This window comes from Rhizobium sp. ZK1 (assembly GCF_047782645.1).
Taxonomy (GTDB): Bacteria; Pseudomonadota; Alphaproteobacteria; order Rhizobiales; family Rhizobiaceae; genus Rhizobium.
In genome coordinates this window covers 1,972,072-1,992,166 of record NZ_CP180587.1, presented here as the reverse complement: position 1 = coordinate 1,992,166, position 20,095 = coordinate 1,972,072, and the positions used below count along the sequence as shown (strand labels likewise).

Genomic DNA, 20,095 nt, shown 5'->3' with positions numbered 1-20,095 from the left:
GATACCGGCTGGCCTTTTCTATTGCCCCGTCATTCCTACCTGAATGTCCCTACAATCGTGCTTGCCTTGTGCTCCCGCGAGACTGGCCAGAAACTCCTTCCACCGCGCGTCATGCTTTGCGACGTCGTCCTGCTGAGCCCAAAGCTTGACCAACCCGGCCGCGGCCTCGTCCTGGTAGGTTTCCGCGACATCGCTGTGCAGCGCCAGAACCAGCGTTTCGACGTCCCGGGCAGACAGGATCTCGGTCTGCGACAGGTTTTCGGGATTGGTGAAGGAAAGCGAGTTGGGAAGCAGCCAATGCGTCCCGATCCCGCCGTCTCGATAGACGCGCGGCATGATGATTTCGTGGATGCTGACCTTAGAGCTATGATTGCAGTAGAGTTTCTCGATCGCCGCGCGAAGCTCCGTCTCCAGACCGAGGCCGAGTTGGCCGCCGGCGCCGAGAACCGAGCCGAAACCGAAGCTCTCGCTGTAACGACCTGCCGAGGCCGAAACGTCGGCGATGACGATGTGCAGCGGCGGCAGGGCCTGCGATGCTTGCGGCACTGAGCGGAACGCATCGCGGATGGCATAGTAGAGCGTCATGGCGCCACGGTTTTCGACCGCTCCGCCATCGGTCACCCAGTATCGGGTCCTTGCTTCGCCAGGTGCTTCGATGTCGATTGCGGCATCGGGAAAGACCGGCGGAAAGTTTGCGCTCAAGGCTGCGGCCCGCGCAATCGACATGTCCGCATTGTCGAGCGTGACGAGCTGCATGTGCAGCGATCCGTCGTCCGGCAGAGACGCGGGCGCGGCGAGATTGGTCAGCACCAGCCGCCCGCCCGCCTGGGCCGCATCCAGGAACTGGCGGCAGCGCGTCGCCCTCTCGGGAAGCGAAAGGCTCCGATCCGCTTTGCAGGCAGTGCTGTCGTCGGAAAAAGATCCGACGATCGCGGTGTTGAGCATCACGCCGAAGGACGGCGCTTCCATCGTCCCGGTGCCCATATGGCAGACGAAGGATTCAGCGAGAATCGCGCCCAGCCTCGAGCGTGCGGGTATCCAGCCTGTCACGTCTTCATCCGGCCTTTGAGCTTCGCGGCAGGCCGAGGACGCCCAATGCCAGCGCCCGAAGGCGAAGCGCATGTCGCTCGCGCCATCGATCACCTGCTCGATGAAGGGCAAAGCCATCGCCTTCGAAAAATCATCCCAGGCCTTGACGTCCATGCTGTCGTGCGGCCGGCGAAGTTCCTGCTCGTGAAGCGCGAAATAGCCGAGCGCGGCGCTGCCGCCAGAGACGCCGCTGACCAGGACGACATTGCAGATCTGGTCGCGCTCGGCCAGCCCCCTGAGAAGTGAGGCCGTGTAGATCGCCGCACGCGTGCCGCCGCCGGAGGCGACGACTGCAAGTCTCGGCGTTGTGGGCTGGAGCGGGCCGCAGCCGCCGTTGGGTTGACCGCTTTCGAACAGGAGCGATGCCGGCTGCTTGCCCACATGCCGTTCGGAACGGATCGCAAGTTCCGGCGGCTGGATCGCCCGCAGGAAGCTGAAGGCGGCAGGACCGCCGATCAGGCCATAGGCGAGGGCGCCGACGAGGGCGGGATAGACGAGCGTCGAGCGCTGGAAATTGCGCAGGCTCGCAAGCAGGTCCCCGGTCGGCGCCTGTTCGGCGGGCAGGCGCTCCAGCTGCGCGCGAAACTGCGCGAGCACGTCCGCCGGCGTCATGAACTGGATCGCCCTGTCCGACGCGGCCTTGGTCCGCTGCTGGTATCGATCCTCGTAGCGGCCCTCGATCTTCAGGCGCCCGGCGCCATGCAGCGCGATTGTCCGGCCCTGATTGCGGACCGTGCTCAAGGCCTCGCTGCCTTCATAGTCGTAAGCGATTTCGACCGGCGTGATCGTCTGCCGTTCCCTGTCCATGAGGCGGATGAGCCGGCGCGCGACGAAGTGATCGCACCAGAAGGCATAATACCAGGCAACGGCATAGGCGAAGGCGATATAGCGCATGAGCGTCGTATTGCCGTAACCACTGGAGCCGGCGTTGAAGAGATAGGTGATGTAATGGACGTCGGCGAGGCGAAGCACCGCCACGACGATGACGAGAACGCTGATGACCCGCTGCGGGCCGATGAAGAAAAGACGTCCGATCGTGCGCAGGATTTCCATCAGCCGCTCGAACAGGATGCCGAGGAAAAGGGCGATCCATGCGGCAATGCCGGTCACCAGGAAAGCATACCAGAGATAATGGTCCGGCACGAACAGGGTGAGCAGCGATCCAGGCAGAAGCAGCTCGACCGGATAGCGGATCGGGGCGATGACAAGGGCCGATACCAGCGCGGCAATCGGTCCGCGGCCCATGAAATCATAACGGTTCCTGGGCAGGAAGAGCTCCACCTTCGGCAGGCTGTCGGCAAGTCCGCCGCCGGCATTGGAGCGGAACAGGCTCGATGCGAGCAGCCAGGCCGCCGGGAGCGCGAGGACGAGTGCGCAAACGATCGCGGCGCCGATATGCAGGCGAGGCCGTGCCGTCATCGTGCCATAGGTTTCCGGGCGCGAATTGACGAGGAGAAGCACGGCAAGAGCCGCAAGAATCACCAGTTGTCCGGCCAGCAGATACTGGTTGAAAAGTGCCTGCCGGCCAGCTGCCGCATGCAGCAGGAAAAGAAGCACGGCCCCGATCGCCAGCAGGCCGAGATTGCCCCAGCGCATCTCGATGGTCGGGCCAAGCGCCATGGCAAGGGTCAGAATGCCCGCAAGCAGCGGCACGAACCAGGCATAGCCGTCAGGGGCGAGCCATCGCCACGCAAGGTGCCGCCCCTTCGGCAGCGGCTGGTTGAGCCAGGCATCGAACGTTCGCCACAGGCGAACGAAACTTCGGACGTGTTCGCCGAGCCAGTTGTAGATGCTCGCTTCCCGATGGGGATGGGGTTCGTCCATCAGCGTGTTTCCAGTTGGCTGTCGGCGAGAATGACGTCGGCCGCCTTCTCGGCGATCATGTAGACGGCCGTGGCGAGGAAGTAGCCGGGAATGCGCGGGAAGACGGAGGCATCGACCACGCGCAGGCCTTCGACGCCATGCACCCTGAAACGGCTGTCGAGCACGCCCCCACCCTCGCGGGGGCCGATGGCGCAGGTGCCGCAGGCGTGGTGGCCCCAGGCGTTTTCCGCGACATAGCGGCGAAGCGCCTCGTCGCTCTCGTTCTGCCGGCCGGGCTCCTCTTCGCTTGCGATGAGATCGTCCATCGCATCGTTGACTTTCCTGACGAAGCGGATGGCGTGGACCACGGCATCGAGATCGAGGTTGTAATTGCCGGTTCCCTCGAAGAAGGAATGAAACATGACGGCGGGCAGGACAGTAGGATCGGCGCATCTGAGCCGCACCGTGCCGCCCTGGTTTTCGGTATAGGCCTTGAGGATCGCCCAGGTCATGTAATCCGGCTTGCGGATACGCTCGGAATAACCGGGATAATAGCCGCGGAAATCGGCTAGCAGCGAAAAGCAGTGCAGGTCCGGTTCGCTCAGCGTGTCGCGGGATTTCAGCGTCAGGGAAAACATCACGCCGTTGCTGGTATAATTGCCGATGCGGAACCTGCGCCACCGCCGGTAATGGGCGTCGCGGGTCGTGTAGGTGACGCCCTTGAGCGCCGACCAGGGTTCGGTCACACGGCTGACGACACCGACCTCGTAGCGATCCTGCAGGTTCCGCCCGACGCCTGGAAGTGCCTCGACGACGGAAATCCTGTGCTCACCGAGATGGCCAGGATCGCCGATGCCGGAGAGCATCAGAAGCTGCGGCGAGGCGAAGGTGCCGCCGGCCAGGATGATCTCGCGGCCGGCCCGAATGACCTCCTCACGCCCCTCTCCGGCGATGCAGCGGACCGCCACGGCCCGCTTGCCGTCAAATTCGATGCGCGTGACCGTGGTGTTCAGGCGAAGCGTCAGGCGGTCGGGATGCCGCTTCATCACGTCGAGCAGCCGCTCGCGCGGTCCGCGCCTGACGTGGCGGCGCGTTGCAAGCGGGGTGACGCGGACGCCGCAGGCGCCGACGTTCCAGTTGCGGTTGTCGTTCGGGTCGATCTCGGTCGTCTCCCAATCGGAGCCCCGCTTGCCGAAGGCATCGGCGGCCGCGCCGACGCAGCGCAGGAGCGCCCGCCACAGCGGCCAGTCGCGCAAGACCCTGAGCGGCAACGCCCGCTCCGTCGTCATCCATCCCCACCATCCGTGGCCGGTCGGATTGAGGCCAGTTGCGGCGGCGAGCCAGCGCCACAGGAAGAAGCGGTAGCGGCAGCGCTCGATGCGCTCGAAATAGCCCTGCATGTGCGAGGCCTTCCAGCTTTCGTCGCCGGTGATCGCAAAGATTTGGTTCCAGTCGCAATGATTGGGCCGGACGATGATCATCGCATGATGGGCAGTGCAGCCGCCGAGGCCGCGCACACGCGGATAAAGCACGCCGTCCTTTTCCCTGGAGTAGCGCCAGTCGCGCTCCTGAATTTCCTGATTTTCGTAGTGGCGCACCCAATGGTTCTCGGCCATGCCGGGATGTTCCGAGGCAAAGGCGTGAAAGGCGGGTACGCGACAGGCATCGGCAAGCGGCATGTCGGAACTATCGTCGGTCTTGGCCAGCGGATCGCCGCCAGCTTCGATGACGAGCACCGTGCGGCCCTCTTCGGCGAGCCGCGCGGCGACGACGGCACCGCCCGCCCCGCTGCCGATGACGATATAATCGTGGGTCGGCCCGCCGGACATCGTCAGAACTGCTTCAGATAGGAGATCAGGGCATTCTTGTCCGATTGCGACAAATCGGCGCCGAACGTGTGCCCGCCATTGACCACATAGTCGGGGCATTTGCTCAGGCCCACCAGGCGGTCGATGAGCTTGGTGTCGCGCACCACCTTCTCGGCCTTGGCGAGCACGGCGGGATCGGCAAGCTCCTCCGGCGTGCATTGCCCGCCGAGCTTGGCGAAGGCGCCGATCAGCGCCGGGCCGCTGGCGATCAGGCGCTTGTAATTGGCAAACTTGTCCTCCTCGTCATTGTCAGGAAGCAGCTCGGTATTGGTCAGCGCATTGACCGGGAAGCCGGCCGGGAACGGGCCGATGGTGATCGAGCCGTCCTTCTTGAAGGCCCAGCCGGCGACCTTGTTCAGCACGCCGGTGAAGGGACGCACCTTATCGGGCACGAAGCCCGCCGGCACGATGAGGCAGGAGGGAGCGCTGGTGCGATAGATGTAGCCCGGCACCGGCGCATCGGTCATTTTATCCATGCGGCGCGTCTGCGGCGACAGCATCTGGCGGATCGACCGGTCGAACACCGCAAGCCTGTTTTCGATACAGGGCATATAGGGGTCGCGGGCATCCGCCGCCGGGCAGGCGGTGCCGCGACTGGCGCCGTAGCCGCCGGCATAGTCCTGATTGTAGTAGTCGGTCCCGTAATAGCTGTCTTCGTGGCCAACAGCATTGTTGAGCAGGAAGGGCGCGGTCGACCAGAGGCTGACGAGCGAGGGCGGCCTCAGATAGCCGCGCCCGTTGCCGGCCGCCTGCAGCGGCGTCGCGGCCCCTGAAACCGGATGATTGACGGTCACCTCATGCGGTGGTGGCAGCGATTTGTAGGTAGAAGAGGTGAAGTTGTCCCAGATATCGCCCGAAAGCCCATTGGTGGCGATCGCGCTGCAGGCATTGGTGCGCACGACATCCATCGGCACGCGTCGTTCCGTCGAGAGGTAATTGCCGTCGAGGAAATCCTTTCCGTCCGCATCCTTTTCGGTGACGAGCTTGACCATGCCGGCCTTGAAAGCATCCGACTGCGCCCAGGCCCAATAGCGGTCCCAGCATTCGCGATAATGCGGGCCGGACCCGCCGCCTTCGCATATGCCCTGATCGACGCCGAGCTCTGGCGCCGGCACCGGCTGCCTGCTCGAATGGCAGGCTGCGCAGTTTTCGGCAAAGACGATCTTGCCGCGGTCGACCTCGGCGGGATTGCGCTCTTCAAGCACCTTTTCGCCAACGGCCGTGTCCTTCAGGTGATCGGCGCGGGCGGCGACCAGGAAGAAGATCGCCATGTCTGGCGTCATCGCTTCGGTCGCCTGCCAGTAGACCGAATTCTTCTGGGCGTCGGCGATGCGGATCGGCGAGATCTTCTGCCCGCCGAGGAAGGGGCGGAAATGCAGCAGCCATTCTTCGCTGAAGAGGCCGATATTGAGATAAACGCGATTGAGCGCGCCGAGCGTGCCGACGGAATCCGCACCGTCCTTCAGGACACGCATCGAGGCGACCGTGCCGGTCGCCTTGTCATAAAGCGAACCGAAGGCCGCGGTCTGCGGATAGTCCTGCGCCTGCTTGTTGTCCTTCTCGTCTCCCTTGATGATTTCCTTGCCGGTCTTCGCCCCGATGCGTAGCCGCTCCAGGACGTCGTAGACCGCATTCATCGTGCGCGGGTTGTTCATGTAGTCCGACGAGACGAGCGATGTATCGAGGGAACCCGGCGGGTTCGTATGGAACAGCTGGAAGAGGAAATTCCTTTCGTTGTCGGCCGGTTGCCCCGCCGCCGTGCGCGGTTTGGTGTTCCAGAAGAAGATGCGGTCGACCCAGAAATACTGGGCGCCGGGATTGGAGGAGATTTCGGAAAATGCCGGGCTCTCGACATTCTCAGGCGGATTGATCGGATTGGGACCGACATGGCAGAAGGCGCAGGACATGCCGACGCGATAGGGACGCACGAGATCCTTGTCGTTGTAATAGGACGGATCGGTGTAGTAACGCACCGCATCCCAACGTTCGGCGGCCTTGCTGTCGAAATCGGGATTGGGAAAGAGGCGCAGACCCATCACGCCCGTCGGCTCGCCGTAATAGGAGCCGACCGGGATCTTCTTCTCTTCGCCCTTCACCTTGACCACGGTGCCGCGCGAGCCGATCTCGACGCCGGGATAACGCGCATCGGCCTCGGCATTGCCGCCGAAACTGTCGGCCGGGCAGTCTTTCTTGCGCTGATCGATCCACAGCCCCCAATGATCGGGGTCGGCACTCCCAGGGGTGTCGAAGCAGGGCTCGTTGACGAGCCCGAGATAACGGAAGCGGTTGTCGCGGCCATAGGCCATCGTCGGATGAGAAGAGATGGTCTTCAGGAGATCGAAGGAACCGATCGTCGAGCGGGCGGCGAAATCCCAGAAGCGGTCGTTGCCACCGGTCCAGACGATCCAGGCATTCTGTCCGCGGATCGCCGCCTCGCGGACGGCCTCCGGATCGAGCCCGGTGGCCGTGGCGACTTCCTTGATCTCGGCGGGGTAGTCGGCGCCAGGCGCGGGCGGCAAGAGCAGGCCCTTGTCCATCGCCGCGAAATAAGGCTCGCCCGCGCCCGGAAACTGCTCGACCGTGCGCTGCGCCTTCTTCGCCTCGTCCTCGACATGGCCGAAGCGGCTCGCATCCGGCTCGATCAGCCACCAGACGATGAGCGCGACCGCGGCAATGGCGATGACGGCGAGGGTGACGACGGCTGCTGCCGTCCAGGCGAGAAACCGTAGGATGCGCTGTCTGACGTTTGCCATCGACCCCTCCTGATGGTCAAAGTGTCTTCAGATAGGAAAGCAGCTGTTCCTTCGCCTCCGCAGGCAGATCCGTGCCCCAGAGATGACCGCCATTGCCGTTGCCCTGCAGGTTCGTATCGTAGAGTGTACCGTGCCGTTCCCCCGGCGTGCCTGCTGCACTGACGAAGCCGCCATTCTCGGCATCCACCAGATCGTAGCCGCGGTAGAACTGCTTCGGCCGCTCGGCGGGCGGAAGGAGCAGGGCGCGCAATGTCGGGACGCTGCCGTTATGCAGGTAAGGACCGCGCAGCCACAGGCCACCATGACCCGTGGCGACATAACCGTCGGTCTTCTGGAAATTGGTAAAACCCCAAGCATAGCCCGGCTCGTAGGCCGCGTAACGGTCGCGGGCAGCAGGCGTCCACATGTCCAGGCGATGGCGGTCCGTGCCGACCTCGACGATCGGGATCGGGGTGCGATAACGGGCGCCCTTGGGATCATGGCAGACGGCGCATTGCGCGATATAGATCGCACGGCCGGCGTCGACATCAGCCGCATCGACATGATAGGGATCGCCGGCAGGCCGCAGGGCAGAAAAGGGTGACGGCGGCGGACCCTGCAGGCGGATGAAATCCGTGATGCGGCGCAGCCCCTCTTCGCTTCCCCCGTAGGATTTATAGGTCATTCCGTCGCCGATCGCACCGGAGACCACCGTCTCGTAGAGATCGGTCTGCAATCCGTCCCAATGGAGCGAGAAGCGGCGCGTATTGGTGGCGGCGAGATCGGCAAGCGACCACAGCGGCATCATGTCGGAATTGCCGATCGTGTGGTCGTCAGCCAGATGAAGGTTCTGGAATTTGACCGGGTTGAAGGGATCGATCCGGCCCGGACCCCAGTCCGGCCTGTCCTTCATCCAGGCGAAGCTTCGCCCCTGTTCCTGAAGGGCTGACCGGGTCGCGGGGATCAGAACGAAGCGGTAGAGCGCCCGCTCCCAGACCGGCATGTCATAGATCCTGCCGATCTCCGCCATCACCCGATCGGCCGTGAAGCGCGGGTCGGCGCCGACATCGATCAGGAAGCGGATATAGGCCTGAGGGTTCACCCTGGTCCCCGGCCCCGCCTCGACCAGCCGCGCCGGCTCGTCGGCGCGGAGGCGGTAGCTGCCCTGGTGGCAGAAGGCGCAGTTCGGCGCGACGCGCTCTATGACGCCGAGCGTCCTGACCGACAGGCCGACCGGAACCTCGTCGCCGGCGCGCCAGTAGAGCCCGAATGAGCCGTAACCATCCGCATTGGCCGGCAGATGGTCTGGAAAGAGCTGCGGCAGGACCCGCCAGATCCAGTAGGGAATTCCCTGCGCCACTTCATTGCCGATCGAGCCATGATTGAAGACTTCTGCAAGATCGTTGGTCTTCGGTTGGGCGACCGGCCGGAAGAGCAGGAAGAACAGCGCGAAGGCGCCGACGACGAGCAGGATCAGAACGGCGAAAAGCCATTTCCAGAAGGCGCGCCTCATGCCTGTCTCCCTTCGGAGATGTTCTGTTCGAGCTTCAGGATGCGCAGGAGACAGAAGAGCGTCGCAACGCCGATCGACCCGTCGAGAAAGACGCCGGCGAGATAGCCGATCGGTTGGCCGAAGACGAAGACGGCGAGAAAGAAGAAAACCGTGCCGAGCGTGCGGGAGGGGAAGACCGCGAGCCAGGCGAAAACGCGGTAGCGGTCGATATCGAGCGTCGCCGGAATATAGAAGATCGACAGGATGCCGAGCAGCAGGCCGGCAAATCGCGGCCAGATCAGCTGATTGACGGTGATGCCGAAGAGACCGAGGATCCATTCCGGACAGAAGATGAGCGGCAGGACGAAGGCGAAGTTCAGAAGGATGCCGATCCAGACGAGGACCGCATGCCGTGCCTTCCATTTGCTGAGCGAGCGCGACTGGGTCATAGCGTTTTCATATATTCGACGAGGGCGTCTTTTGCCGCGTCCGGCAGTTCCGTGCCGTAGCGATATCCTTCATGGCCGGTATTGGCGTTGCCGGGCCGTTTCGTGTCGTAGCGAAAGAGATCGCCGCCGGCCGACTGGTCCGAGCGATAGCCCACCTTGGCAAGGTCGAACTCGTCGCTGCCGCGCGACCAGACGGATGGCCGCCTGGCGCTCGGCTCGAGCAGGTCGCGCAAGGTCGGCACCGAGCCGTTGTGCAGATAGGGCGAGCGCGCCCAGATGCCGTCGAGCGGGTGGTTGGCATAACCGTCCGTCTTGTGGAAACGGCTGAAGCGCCAGGGATAGCCGGCATAGAGCAGGTTCTGCTCGGCGGCGAAATTTTCCGTATAGGAGGTCCAGCGTCCGACATCGGTGCCGATCTCGGCAAGCGGAACCGTCTTGCCGAGGCGCGTGAAACGCTGCCTGTCGTAGCTGTAGCCGCTCGCATCCTTGAAGCCGTGGCAATCGGCGCAATACTGCAGGAAGAGCGTCTTGCCCTCCGTCGCCTTCGCCTGATCGATCCTGTCGGCGACGGGGAATGGCGGCGAAGGCAGATCCCACATCCAGTCCTCGATGCGCGCGATCGACGCCCGGTCGACCGTCACAGGGGTGACACCGGCGCCGAGTGCGGCACTCAGGTTCCGTTCGGCGACGGAATCGTTGTTGCCGTCCCAATGGAGGTTCATGCCTTCGCGCGGGCGCTGGCGCCAGATGGCGGGATAGTCGGAGGAGCCGTTCAACGCCGCTCCGCTGATATGGGCCTCGTCCATCGGAAAGTTGAACTGCAGCGCCTTGTAGGGGTTGAACGTGTCCACGCGCCCCGGTCCCCATTGCTCCTGGCGCTTGACGAAATCGAGTTGGGTGCCGAGGTCGAGGAAAGCGCTCTTGACCCGCGGGAAGACGACGTAGCGGTAGATCAGCCGCTCGAAGATATTGAGGTCGCCGCCGACCTTGGGGCTGTCGATCGTCGCAATCAGCGCATCCCCGGTAAAGCCGGGATCGCGGCCGACATCGATGAAGAAACTGATGAATTCCTGCAGGCGCAGATTATTGGAAGGCGCGCCGGGAATGAGATGGCGAACCGGATCGCCGGGCAGGCGATAGGTGCCGACATGACAGACGGAACAGTTGAGCCAGACCCGCTCGACGCCTGAGACCACGCGGCGCGACACCCCGATCGGAAGGTCGTCATCCGGCTTTTCGTAGAGGAAGCCGAAACGGCCCCAGCCTTCCGGCCCGAGCTTGTCGGCATACATGACCGGCAGGGCCTTGAAGACCCAATAGGGCGGTCCCGTCGCCGTCTCGCTGCCGATCGAACCATGCATGAAATGGTCCTTCGGACTGACGAAGGCGACAACATATTGGTTGACGAAAACCAGATAGTAGACGAGCCCGAGCAAGATCAGCACGATGATCGCCAGCCACCAGCGCCGGTGGCGGGCAACGGCAATCTCGACGGGCGTCTTGCGGTCGTTGTCGCTGCTCATGGGTCCACTCCGAATGCGCGGGCGATGGCGCGGTTCACTGGAAGGTCGGCGGCTCGTAAACGGACATGACCTGCTTGATCATCCTGTCATAACGCTCCTCGAAACTGTTCCCGTCGAAGCGACTGAGGTCATAGCAGCCGAGCGGGTTTTCGAGGTCGTTGAGAAGACATTTGTTGCAATAGGTGCATTCCTTTTCCGGGCCGTTCTGTCTGGTCAGGATGTCCGGCAGGTCATTGTTGGCAACCAATGGACGCGCCATTGTCACACCGTCGCAAGCCTTGGAGCGGATCGCGTCGGCGATCCTGTCGGCATGCTGGAATCCGCCCGTACAGAGAACCCTGATGTCAGGAGCGATCTTGCCGATTTCCTCGGAGACAGCGCGCGCATAGTCGAGATTGATACCTTCGATGACCTTGCCCCGACGCCACCGCCACAGGGCCTGAAAGGCGCGCCCCAGGATCGGATTGGAAAAGATCGCATAGTTCATCGGCGCCCGCGTGCCCTGCGAGAGCATGCCGTCATACCAGCGGTGCAGGTCGTTCAGCGGCAGGTCGCCGGCCGGATTGCGCGGATGGGGGAAGGTCGAACCGCTCGATATATGGAAGGAATCGACGCCCTTGCCGCCGTCGAGCAGCATCGTGCAGATCTTCACCGTCTCGTCGAGCGTGTTGCCCTTGCCGATCCAGGGATAGAGCCAGTCATTGTGGTCGACGCCGTTGATCTTCATCTGCAGGTGAAAATCCTGACCGACCTCGCGGCGGATCGCCCTGACGATTTCAAGCACGAAACGTGCCCTGCCCTCCCAGCCGCCGCCGTATTCGTCCGTCCGGTCGTTGATGCCGGAACTCAGGAACTGCGTCAGCAGATAGCCGTTGGCGCCGTGAAGCTCGACACCGTCGAGCCCCGCCTGCCGGGCGCGCCGCGCCCCTTGCGCGAACTGTTCCACCACTTCGGCGATTTCGGGCTTCGTCATCGCCTGGGCGAGCAGCCCATGGAAATAGTCGCTCTTGTTGGTCGAGCTCAAGCCCTTGTTGAACAGGTTCTCGACGCCGCCCATGTCCTGCTGGCGGCCGGAATGGCTGAGCTGCATGATGAACCGACAGTCATAAGCATGAACGCGATTGCCGACTTCGCGCCAGAACGGGATCTTGTCGTCATTGTCGATCATCGCGTAACGCACAAGGATGCGGCCGCGCACCGAGACCGGCGTAAAAGAGGAGATGATGCAGCCGATGCCGCCGCGCGCAAACTTCTCCTCCCAGTTCAATCGAGCGTGGCCGCCGTGGCCGTTATAGTCGTCGAACTGGCCGGAAATATTCGATCGGAACAGACGGTTCTTGACGCGCAGGGAACGGAACGTCAGTTCGTTGAAAATAACCGCCGCGTTATCGGCATGTGTATACTGACTATCTGGATGCATGCGGGCTTATCCAAAGTAACGTGCCGCGGCAACGTGAGAAAAGGAAAAGAAACCGAGATGCACTGCTGACTGTATAACTTTCAGGTGTGAGCGACGGTAATTCAATCCTATGTAGTTTGCAAATGGATTTCGGACAGCGCCGAAATTTGAATACTTGCGATTGCAAATTTCCCGTATTGCTGAACATTTCGGCTTGAAAGGACCCAATGCGCTGCAACCGATAAGTCCTTTACCAGCTATCGACAAGGCGGCCCAAGCGCTGTCAGCCGGAGATCGCTGGGATCTGCGCAAAGCGTTTCGGTTACGAGAGCTTGGCGAGATTAGGCGTACTGATAAATCAAATCATTGAAATCAATTGTATTTTTATCGCCACCCGTCCGTCGAGAGGCAGCCCTTTTGACCGGAATGGCTGGCAGCGCAGCGTCTATGGCAGAGAGGCGCGCCGGGCCGCACGACGGAGCACAGGAGCATTTTGGCGCCTTCCATGGCGTCACAACCGCCTGAGTTTTGCACGTTGACCAGACGGCCCTTTGCCGCCTCTTAGCGTATCAATGCAGGACAAGGCCGCGCTGGTCTCTCACCTGACGGAGCGTCGCGTAAGCCGATGATGCTTGCCGTTTGCGGCATTTGATTAATATTAATGCACAGATTCCTGCGATTTGTACTGTTATTTCTCTTTAAAATTGCATTGTATTCGCGCGCCACTCTGTTAAGACTTCAAGAGGATTTCGACTTGGCCGCGGGTTGAGAACGATGTGGGCTGGTGTCAACTCAAGATGCCGATGCGACCCGGTCCGGCGGCCGACTGTCTGGTCGTGCTACGGGAAGCATCGGAACCGACGGGAACGAAGCCAAAGATGGAGAAGGATGTCAGATGAGGCTGATTGCATCTTTCCTGATCGTCATGGCCGCAAGCGTCGGCCATGCTGGGGCAGAAGATCTTGAGATCGGCGGGCAGAAACTGGCCGTGACCGGGTTCGGCATCTCCAAGAGCACGAGCGGACGGCTCGTCAACGTGCTGGCCGACGACCCGCTTGCACAGGCCCAGAAGACGATCAAGGGCGTCTATATTCCGGCCGGAACCCGGTTGGCTTTTCTCGATCGTTCCTATCGCGACAAAGGCCGCATGTGGAACCTCGTTTCAACCGAAGACGGCATTCTGGCCTATGTCCGGGCCGGCGTGAATGGACGCGGCGCCCAGTACTGGACCCAAGACCAGATCGGCAACTTCTTCGCTGCAGGGGCGGACCAGATCGCCGTCGTCCAGGCGCCACAGACGATCAAGACGGACAAATACGGGGCCATCTCGCTGACCGCCTCGGAAATCTATCGTGTCGATCCGGAGGCGCCCCAGGACAATGGACAGGTGCCCCTCGTTCTCGATCGGTCGAAACTCGGGGATGCCTGGAGCGCCAACGAGACGATCTTCGTTCCCGAGCAGATGGTTGCCCTGCTCTCTGCGGAGACCTTCAGGAATGCCGGCGACCTGGAGCAGCCGTTCACCGAGTACGACCCGGCTCGCGAGGTTCTTTCGGCGGTCGATACTGCGCTGCAGACGAAGACCTTGCCCGATGCAGCCGCCCTGCGCCGGCGGGTCCAGGACTTTCTGACCAGCCGTTTCATTACGAGCAAGAGCTGCGAGAGCGAGATCAGCTTCAGCCTGGATGCCGGGGCCGAGGCTGCGCTCGGCTTGAGCGGGCTGTTGTCTCCGGTCGAGGCGAAACTCAAATTGACGGGGTCGATCGCAGGCGCAACCAAATACGCCAAGGGCGAGGAATTCGATATCGTTCGCGTGCGCCAGGCCGACAATCCCTACATCTACGAGATCAAGACTTCGTCCAACCGGCCCGACTGCGCAAGCGCCCCGAAGTCCCGCATCACCGTCGCCGGCACCGATGGAGTCCGCGGCGAGATCAACGAAGCCAATCTGGAGGAGGCAGGCTTCGGAGAAAAGACACAGGGCTCGCCCGTCTATACGTGCCGGGCCGAATTCTTTGCGCTCAGGGACATTCTTGCAAACAAGGCTTTCCTGCCACAGACGATTTCGACCTTCGTGGTGGCCAACCTCGCGGAATTTCGCGGGGCAAGCGACCCCAGCACCTGCGCGGCGAACAAATAAGCTTCCGGGTCCCGCATATCCGAGCATAGTGACAGAATCGCCTTCTCACATCGCGCAGGGATACCCTACGCCGTCTTCCCTTCCCCGTACAATCCGCCTGACCTCGGACCTTAGTCCGTTCCGGGCAGGCATATTTCCGTGCATGATCCAGAGTTGGATCGCAACTTGGGGAGGAATATTGTGATCTACGAAAAGCGGAATGTTACCGACAGCTCGACAGAACGGACGCGCTTCGAGAAAGAAGCGGCCGAAGCCCTCAACAGGCATTACCGGCGCCCGATCGCTATCTTTTTTTCCTGGCAGCCGGGTCAGAAGCCCAATACCATCGATCTGCGGGCCACGCCCCAGGTTCTATCTCAAGATGAGAGCCAAGGACCGATCAACTGACATCACTGACCTTCGTTTTTTGAAGCGTGTCGCCGATCTCGCCGGCTGGCCGCTCTGTCACAGGCGCCCGGGACGGTCGACAATGGAGCGAGCGGCTCAAGGGGTTCAGAATATCCGCGGCGGAAAGAGTGGAAGCCCGGCGGCAAAACCGAGCTTGATCACGCGGCTGTATTGGCCTCGGCAGCGCTCAGCGCGAGATCCGTCATCTCGCCGGTCGAGGCATAGCCGGAGACGAGCTCGGCAAGCATCAGGCGGGCAGCCGGTATGTCGTTGCGGTCGAGGGCTGCATCGAGAACCTTCAGCCGCTTGGAAAGCTCCGGCCAGAAGAGGAAATCCTCACGCGCCTTCATGATGCGCGGATGCTGCGTCGTTTCGGGATTGTCGCCGATCAGCAATTCCTCATAGAGCTTTTCGCCGGGCCTGAGACCCGTGACGGAAAGCTCGATATCGCCTTCGGGATTGTCGTCGCTGCGCAACGTCAGGCCGGAGAGATCGATCATCCGGCGCGCCAGATCGGCAATGCGCACCGGTTCGCCCATGTCGAGCAGGAAGACATCGCCGCCATCGGCCATGGCGCCGGCCTGGATGACGAGCTGCGAGGCCTCGGAGATCGTCATGAAGTAGCGGGTGATGTCTGGATGCGTCAGCGTCACCGGGCCACCATCCCTGATCTGCTGGCGAAACAGAGGCACGACGGAACCGGAGGATCCGAGCACATTGCCGAAGCGGACCATCGAGAAATTGGTGTGCGTGCGGCCGGCTGCACGCTCGGATGCCAGCGCCTGCAGTACCATTTCGGCCAGCCGCTTGCTGGCGCCCATGACATTGGTCGGGCGGACCGCCTTGTCAGTGCTGATCAGCACAAAATTCGACACGCCGTATTTTTCGGCCGCCTGTGCGGTGATCAGCGTGCCCATGACATTGTTCTTGATGCCTTCGACGGCATTCTGCTCGACGAGCGGCACGTGCTTGTAGGCGGCGGCATGATAGAGCGCCTGCGGCCGCCAGCTCATGATGATATGCTCCATGCGGTCGCGGTCGCGAACCGAACAGAGGATCGGCACGATCTGTACCGTCTGCTGCTCGTAAAGTTCCGAAAGCTTCTGCAGCTCGCCATGGATCGCGTAAAGCGCATATTCGTTCTGCTCGACGAGGACGAGATGCGTCGGGCCGCTGCGCAGGATCTGGCGGCAGAGCTCGCTGCCGATCGAGCCGCCGGCGCCGGTCACCATCACCACCTTGCCCAGCGTCGCCTTATCGAGCAGCTCCTGGCGCGGCGCCACGGCCTCTCGACCGAGCAGGTCTTCGATTTCGAGTTCACGAATGTCGGAAACGGCGATGCGGCCCTGCGCCAGTGCCGTCATGTCCGGCAGCGTACGGACATTCACCCTGGACTTGCGGATCTGCTCGAGGATCTCGTTGCGCCGCTGGCGCGATGCCGAGGGCAGAGCCAGAAGCACGTTGTGAACGTTCAGCGTCTGGACAAGCTCGGTCAGGTCGGAGGGATCATAGATCGGAAGGCCGCCCATGATGCCGCCCTTGAGCTTCGGGTCGTCATCGAGATAACCGACGACGTTGAGCTCGGCGCTGTTGGTCAGCGCGGCGGCAAGCTGCCGGCCGGAGCTGCCCGCGCCATAAATCAGCACCTTTGCCATCGCACCCTTGTGCAGGATGCGCTGATAGGTATCGCCCAGCCAGTAGCGGATGCCGAGGCGCGAAAGGCCGATCGCGATTAGCAGCAGGAAGGGCTGCAGGATACCGACCGTACGCGGGATGCCGGGAACGCTGAGCGCCGTGAAGATCGTCGCGAAGGCAACGCCATAGATCGCAATCGCCTTCAGCACTGCCAGGAAAGCGGCAATGCCGGCATAGCGGAAGATCGCCCGGTACATGCCCATGACGATGAAGATCGGCAGCGCCAGACACAGCGACACGAGAACCGCGAGCCACTGCACGCCCGTCAGCACTGTCCATTCGTTCAGGCGGAAACAATAGGCGAGCCAGATGGTGAGAACACAGAGGCTGGAATCGACGATCAGCGCAAGAATACGCTTGGCCGGACGCGGCATCGCCAATAGTGGTCCAACCAGTGCCTGCATCGACATCCAGGACCGGCTGGTCTTTGATCCGTCGCTCGAGGGATCATCATGCATTTTTATAGTGTCCACCCATCATCCAGCCTGACTTCTTCTTGTCCTTTTCGATCTTAAGTGCAACCGAATAATCGGTAGTCGCTTACGCTATCTGTTTATAACCTTGGGTAGTAGCCTCAATGGGTTATGCCCTTGCTGCCCAATACCTTGCCGACAGTCATCGCCAGAATGCGCATATCCATGAAGAAGGAGCGGCGCTGCAGATAATCAACGTCGAACTTCACCTTTTCGGGAATTGGCAGCTCGTCGCGGCCGTTGACCTGCGCCCAGCCTGTCAGACCCGGCAACAGCGCATCGACGCCTTCGGCCGTGCGCAGTGCGATCAGGTCGTCCTGATTATAGAGCGCCGGGCGCGGGCCGACGAAGCTCATATCGCCCTTCAGGATGCACCAGAGCTGCGGCAGTTCATCGAGACTCGACTTGCGCAGGAAGCCGCCGATCGGCGTCAGGTAGCGGGAGGGATCATCGAGCAGATGCGTGGCAACCGTCGGCGTGTCGATTCGCATGCTGCGGAATTTCGGCATCTGGAAGATCCTGTTGCCGCGCCCGACCCGGTTCGACCAATAAAGCGCGGGTCCAGGTGACGTCAGGCGTACACACAGCGCCACGATGCCGATCGGAATGATCAGGATCAGGGCTGCCACCAGAGCCAGAAAAAGATCCACTGCCCGCTTCACGTCCGTCCTCGCGTTTCCCACACTCTTCCGGCCCCCAGCGGCCTGCCTTGCCCTATCGTCCCGGGCTAATTCATGTCAACGACCCTTTCCGGGTGTGGCTTTTAGTTTGTCGTTTCAAAACCGGCAAATGCCATCTGGCCGTGATCGAAGATCAGCACCATCTGCGATTCATTCGCTTCGCGCCGGCGGCGCGACCGATTTGGGGTCAGCCTGACGAAGGCCTCGGGGCTGTCGGGACCTTATCCCGCCAGCAGACGTGCTAACATATTTCTGATGTTGTCCTGCGCGCCGTAGAAAATTGCCGCGACAATGATCGTGCGGCTATGTTCTACCGGTAGAAACCACATAGCCGCCTTGTCCCGCCGAAGAAACCCGATCCCGGGATGAGTATCGGGCCGCAGCGTCCCAATATAGGGCTTGTCGACGAGGCGTTCGATTTCGACACGCAATTTGCGGATCCGTTCAGCGGTACGCTCCACAGCCTCGTCGGACGAGTCCCCCAGTTCGACATAGGCGTCGAACAGATGGTCGAAGATCAACTCGAAATCGCGCTCGGCATCCTCAGAATATTCAAGAGTCCACACGAACAACCCGTCGCTTCCGCTCAATCATTTCTGCGACGCGGCTTTCCATTTCCGTCGCAGAAATCACCGGTCCGTTCAATCGCCGCTGGACCAAATCGCGAAGCGCTGCCGTTTCAACGGTCTCAGTTTCCGTCTTTTGGCGAAGCAGTTCCAGGCCCTGCTGAAGAACGGAGCTCATGCTGGAATATCGGCCGCTCTCCACCAGCGAACGGGCAAACGCATCCTGCTGGTCGGTCAGCGAGATCGACGATTTGACACTCATCGGTTTAACTCCTTTGAGCCTAAATTGCTACTCAGTAGCACCTTTGTCAATCTGACGAAATGATCCGCGCACATTCGTCACGAAGCGAAAGATCTCAGATGGCACGATGAGCCGCGACGGCCGGGTCGTGCGTCTTGCGCAGAAAGCCCGGCGACACATTCCAGTGACGCCCGTCATGACCAATTACCGTTACAGATCTCTTGTTGTAACGGGTCAGCGTCCCCTCGATTGTCTGACCTTGCTGATCTTCGAACGCCACACGGTCGCCGATCGAGAAATTGAGCATAATCTTGTGCGCGCGCATCTGGTGAAGAAATCGCAGTCGCTCGACAATCCGATTGTTGAGATCGATCAATTCGCCTTCGCTCAGCTTATCGATGTCGATTGGCATGGCATCCTCGTGGGTTCGAGATTACATCAGCCTAACGCGAGGCAACCTCAGGGTTCAAGGCCGTGCCGCAACTATTACCGTGGATTTGTTCCGCCTGGAATTTTGTCCCGGTTACGCAATTCAGGCACACTGGGGCAAATTTGGCGGCAGCTTCGCACCAATGGCGGACATGGCACGGATAGTTTTAAACCGTAGCCAAGAAGGCTGCCATCTCCGGACGGCTTGATAGCCTAAACTTCTGGAGAGTGTATTGCTTGAAGAACCATTGGTGACCATCGAACGAGTTCAGGTGGTTCTTTCTGAGGTGGTATCCACGCGTATAGTCTAACAATTCCTCGAACTGTTCTGCTGTACCTCCAGCTGTTTGGCCTCGCTGTAAGAGGTTTGAGACGCACTCGTCATTAGAGACGTCCAGCCAGATCAGCGTCGTTACACGCGAGAAAACCTGCTTCAGGATGGAGCCATAAATGCCCTCCATGATCCAAGAGCGACCATCCGCAGCCGCAGCCACCAGTTGATCACGTTCATGTCGAGGACGCTCTCCGATAAAATTCCGCAACCAATGAAGATCATCGAGATGAAAAACGGGAGCTGCGATCTTCTTTCCTAACTGTTCGGCAAGCCAGGTCTTACCACTGCCGCCATTCCCGATAATGAAAATTCGATCCATCACACCTCTGTCCGCTGAAGGGAGGTCCACGAACTGCAGCGCCATCGATATCAGATTCCCTGCCCATACCCCGTTGATGAAGTCCGCTTCGAGCCGCCAGAAGTCTTTGGGGCACATATTGACCCTCAATCTGGTTCTGCTTGTGGCCGTTGGCTATGGCGGTGATAGTACAGGTCAGGTAAGAAACAGACCGACGCGGCTTCGCTGCTCGTCGCTGAGGAACTTTCTCTCCGAAACCGGCAGTGCCGCCAGATCTGCCCCGCTTACCTACTGTCGGTCGAAACGATGTTTGGCTCAAGATATTGAAGCGACTTGATTCCCCTTCTATTACGGAAGCTAACATCCTCTTCATTTCCGATACTTACCCTCCTTCGAAAGAAGGACGAATCTTTCTCGATCGTCTGACGATACCGCCCAAAGCGCTCCTAATGGCTGCGTAGTCGCTTCTTCCGCTCAAGCACGCGCTCCACCGCAGC

Annotated in this window: 15 protein-coding genes; 2 read left to right on the top strand and 13 right to left on the bottom strand. The window is 61.3% G+C overall.

Features of this window, described 5'->3' with window-relative positions; translation table 11 throughout:
• Positions 1–18: 18 nt before the first annotated feature.
• Genes ACK9YZ_RS31785 through ACK9YZ_RS31755 form a run of 7 tightly spaced genes read right to left on the bottom strand, consistent with a single transcriptional unit; the run spans position 19 to position 12,376 of the window.
• Positions 19–2,913, bottom strand: a complete 2,895-nt coding sequence (locus tag ACK9YZ_RS31785; protein ID WP_416067446.1) for a patatin-like phospholipase family protein — start codon at positions 2,911–2,913, stop codon at positions 19–21.
• Entirely contained in the window at positions 2,913–4,721 is a 1,809-nt protein-coding gene (locus ACK9YZ_RS31780) for a GMC family oxidoreductase (RefSeq protein ID WP_416067445.1), read from the bottom strand. The genes ACK9YZ_RS31785 and ACK9YZ_RS31780 overlap by 1 nt, the downstream gene beginning before the upstream one ends.
• Positions 4,722–4,723: 2 nt before the next feature.
• Positions 4,724–7,513 (bottom strand): hypothetical protein, encoded by a 2,790-nt coding sequence (locus ACK9YZ_RS31775; RefSeq protein WP_416067444.1) that lies wholly within the window; start codon positions 7,511–7,513, stop codon positions 4,724–4,726.
• A gap of 16 nt (positions 7,514–7,529) precedes the next feature.
• Positions 7,530–9,005, bottom strand: coding sequence for a cytochrome c (locus ACK9YZ_RS31770; protein ID WP_416067443.1), 1,476 nt, complete (start codon positions 9,003–9,005; stop codon positions 7,530–7,532).
• Positions 9,002–9,433, bottom strand: a complete 432-nt coding sequence (locus tag ACK9YZ_RS31765; protein ID WP_216759908.1) for a hypothetical protein — start codon at positions 9,431–9,433, stop codon at positions 9,002–9,004. The genes ACK9YZ_RS31770 and ACK9YZ_RS31765 overlap by 4 nt, the downstream gene beginning before the upstream one ends.
• A complete protein-coding gene (locus ACK9YZ_RS31760; RefSeq protein WP_416067442.1) occupies positions 9,430–10,956 on the bottom strand; it encodes a cytochrome c in 1,527 nt (508 codons plus the stop codon). The genes ACK9YZ_RS31765 and ACK9YZ_RS31760 overlap by 4 nt, the downstream gene beginning before the upstream one ends.
• A 34-nt stretch (positions 10,957–10,990) precedes the next feature.
• Entirely contained in the window at positions 10,991–12,376 is a 1,386-nt protein-coding gene (locus ACK9YZ_RS31755; RefSeq protein WP_216759906.1) for an NADH:flavin oxidoreductase, read from the bottom strand.
• Positions 12,377–13,250: 874 nt separating this feature from the next.
• Between ACK9YZ_RS31755 and ACK9YZ_RS31750 the strand changes: the two genes are divergently transcribed.
• Positions 13,251–14,495 (top strand): hypothetical protein, encoded by a 1,245-nt coding sequence (locus ACK9YZ_RS31750; protein WP_216759905.1) that lies wholly within the window; start codon positions 13,251–13,253, stop codon positions 14,493–14,495.
• Between the two features lie 180 nt (positions 14,496–14,675).
• A complete protein-coding gene (locus ACK9YZ_RS31745; protein WP_416067441.1) occupies positions 14,676–14,882 on the top strand; it encodes a hypothetical protein in 207 nt (68 codons plus the stop codon).
• A 158-nt stretch (positions 14,883–15,040) separates the two neighbouring features.
• Here the strand turns inward: ACK9YZ_RS31745 and ACK9YZ_RS31740 are convergent, their stop codons facing one another.
• From ACK9YZ_RS31740 to ACK9YZ_RS31715, 6 genes are all read right to left on the bottom strand, one after another.
• Positions 15,041–17,035: a polysaccharide biosynthesis protein gene (locus ACK9YZ_RS31740; RefSeq protein WP_416067440.1), complete on the bottom strand. Its 1,995-nt coding sequence runs from the start codon at positions 17,033–17,035 to the stop codon at positions 15,041–15,043.
• 116 nt (positions 17,036–17,151) lie between these two features.
• Positions 17,152–17,712, bottom strand: a complete 561-nt coding sequence (locus tag ACK9YZ_RS31735) for a sugar transferase (RefSeq protein ID WP_416067439.1) — start codon at positions 17,710–17,712, stop codon at positions 17,152–17,154.
• A 239-nt stretch (positions 17,713–17,951) separates the two neighbouring features.
• Positions 17,952–18,302, bottom strand: a complete 351-nt coding sequence (locus ACK9YZ_RS31730; protein ID WP_416068473.1) for a type II toxin-antitoxin system RelE/ParE family toxin — start codon at positions 18,300–18,302, stop codon at positions 17,952–17,954.
• Entirely contained in the window at positions 18,283–18,558 is a 276-nt protein-coding gene (locus tag ACK9YZ_RS31725; protein WP_416067438.1) for a type II toxin-antitoxin system ParD family antitoxin, read from the bottom strand. The genes ACK9YZ_RS31730 and ACK9YZ_RS31725 overlap by 20 nt, the downstream gene beginning before the upstream one ends.
• Positions 18,559–18,652: 94 nt before the next feature.
• The gene (locus ACK9YZ_RS31720) at positions 18,653–18,949 is read right to left on the bottom strand and encodes a hypothetical protein (protein WP_416067437.1); all 297 of its coding nucleotides are present in this window, start codon (positions 18,947–18,949) and stop codon (positions 18,653–18,655) included.
• A gap of 184 nt (positions 18,950–19,133) precedes the next feature.
• Positions 19,134–19,736 (bottom strand): AAA family ATPase, encoded by a 603-nt coding sequence (locus ACK9YZ_RS31715; protein ID WP_416067436.1) that lies wholly within the window; start codon positions 19,734–19,736, stop codon positions 19,134–19,136.
• Positions 19,737–20,095 lie beyond the last annotated feature (359 nt).